At 67.0% G+C, this 2,217-nt stretch carries 3 protein-coding genes; all 3 read right to left on the bottom strand.

Going from position 1 to position 2,217, the window contains the following annotated elements:
- Window positions 1-116: 116 nt before the first annotated feature.
- On the bottom strand, window positions 117-641 hold the full coding sequence (locus RMO40_RS18655) for a hypothetical protein (protein WP_309724589.1): 525 nt from the start codon (window positions 639-641) through the stop codon (window positions 117-119).
- 128 nt (window positions 642-769) lie between these two features.
- Window positions 770-1,417 carry an NAD(P)H-binding protein gene (locus RMO40_RS18650; RefSeq protein WP_309724588.1) on the bottom strand — a complete coding sequence of 216 codons (648 nt, stop codon included), beginning with the start codon at window positions 1,415-1,417 and terminating at the stop codon, window positions 770-772.
- Window positions 1,418-1,431: 14 nt separating this feature from the next.
- Window positions 1,432-2,217 (bottom strand): helicase-related protein (locus tag RMO40_RS18645; protein WP_309724586.1); only part of this gene is annotated, 786 nt, incomplete at its 5' end.

Here is a 2,217-nt window from a genome sequence, read left to right as displayed (position 1 = left end):
CGAAGAAGGCTGCTTCGGCTGCCTGAGCGTTTTCGCTCCGCGTGAAAAACCCGGCCTCGGCCGGGTTTTTTTACGCCTTCGATTCGGTCGATGACATCGATCGATTCAGCCTGGCTTCACGCACGTCGGCGTGGTGCGGCGGGCTCAGCGAGCTCACCGGGTTGCGTGACGATCGGGCTGAGCCCCGCGAAGGGTCGGCCCATGGCAATGCGCATCCACTTGCGCTGCTCCCACGTCTGCGGGCCCTCGAGTGGCCACTGCTCGATGCGCGGCGCCAGTTCGGCGCGCGGCAGGCGGGCATACAACGGCGTGCCGGGTCGCAGCAGCCACAGGCTGCGACGCAGGCGCGTCGGCAGCGAGGCCTTGTGTTCCGGCACCCAGTAGATGCACTGCTTCTCGGCCCAGAAGCTCAGGCGCTCGAAGTTCACACGGCCGGCAAAGCCGGTGTCGGCGGGCAGCAAGATGTGCTCGTCGGGCAACTCGACCACGGCAAACAGCAGGTCGCCGGGCTTGTCGCCCATGCCACGGTGCACAAAGATCACGCGCTCGATCTGCGCGGCAACAAAACGATCGACCTCCACGTCGTTGCGAAACACGACGACGTCCGGGCCTTGCCAAGCGGTGTGCCAGGGGGTACTCATGTGACTTTCTCCACAGTTTGAGCCGAAGGTACACGGTTTTAGCGCAGGAGCCACCTTCAGCGCGACAACCTGCAAGCGGCAGGGGCTTTTAAACCCCCTGGGGAAACACCTTGTGACAGTTCGCGAGCTCAGTAGAGGTCGCCGGAACGCAGCAAGGTGGTGCCGGCTTTCGGGTCGGCCAGGGCGCGCAACAGGGCCTGGGCCACCTGTGTATCGGCAATCGGGCGCACGCTCCTGGGCAGCCAACTCAGCAGACGGCCACCCCAGACCTCACCGGCACGCACCGGCTGGCCGAGCGTGCTGCGGTCGCCGAGCAGGAGCGACGGCTGCACGATGACCACCGAGTTGTAGCCGAGGGCACTCACCGCACTCTGCATCTCGCCTTTGACGCGGTTGTAGAAAACACGCGAGTTCGCATCCGCCCCCAAGGCCGACACCACCGCAAGCCGTGTGGCACCTGCGGCCTTGGCAGCGCGGGCGGTGTTCACCACCGCATCGAAGTCGACCTGCCGGAACGCGGCCTGCGAGCCGGCCACCTTGATGGTGGTGCCCAAGGTGATAAACACATCATCGACGCGTGGCAGCGTCTGCAGGGCCTGGAAGTCGACCACGTGCACCTGCAGCTTGGCCCGCTCGGCCGGTGCAGGGCGACGCAGCAGCGCATGCACCTGGGCGTAGCGCGGGGACGCGAGCAGCAGCGGCAGCAGCGCCCGGCCGATGAGGCCGGTGCTGCCCGCCAGGAGTGCAACGCGAGGAGCGATGGATTCAGCGGCCATGCGGGCCACTGTACTCAGCGCTTCGGCGTGGTCAAACGCGGCATTGGCTTGCCACCATCGCGGCGCGGCTCGGGGCGCGGGCCCTGCGGTCGTGCTGCGGGTTGTGCGGCGCGTGCCGGGGCTTGGCCATCACGCGACGGCGCACGCGGCGCCGAGCGCGAATCATTGCTGCGCGAATCGTTGCGGCCACCACGACCACCGCCGCCACCGCTGCTGTTGCCACCTCGTCCGCCGCCGCCACCGCCACCACCTGCACGGTGGCCACCACGGCTGGCGCCTTCGCCGATCGTCATGCGGCCCAGCACGATGGGCTCGGGGCGTTCGTTGGGGCTCGGCTCGAAGCCGGGGACGGTCTCTTTCGGGATCTCGCGCTTGATCAGCTTTTCGATGTCGCGCAGGAAGCCGTTTTCGTCCACGCACACCAGCGACACCGCTTCACCCAGCGCGCCTGCGCGGCCTGTGCGGCCGATGCGGTGCACGTAGTCTTCGGGCACGTTGGGCAGTTCGTAGTTCACCACGTGGGGCAATTGGTCGATGTCGATGCCGCGTGCGGCGATGTCGGTGGCCACCAGCACTTGCAGGCTGCCGGCCTTGAAGTCGGCCAGCGCCTTGGTGCGCGCGCTCTGGCTCTTGTTGCCGTGGATGGCCATCGCGCTCACGCCTTCTTTCACCAGGTGTTCGACCAGGCGGTTGGCGCCGTGCTTCATGCGCGTGAAGACCAGCACCTGGTGCCAGTCGTTGCTCTTGATCAGGTGCACGAGCAGGTCTTTTTTCTTCTCGCGGCCCACCGGGTGAACCTT

It is taken from the genome of Rhizobacter sp. (assembly GCF_031412075.1).
Classification (GTDB): domain Bacteria; phylum Pseudomonadota; class Gammaproteobacteria; order Burkholderiales; family Burkholderiaceae_C; genus Rhizobacter.
Note: the sequence above shows the minus strand (reverse complement) of the source record. Positions and strands in the feature narration are given on the sequence as shown.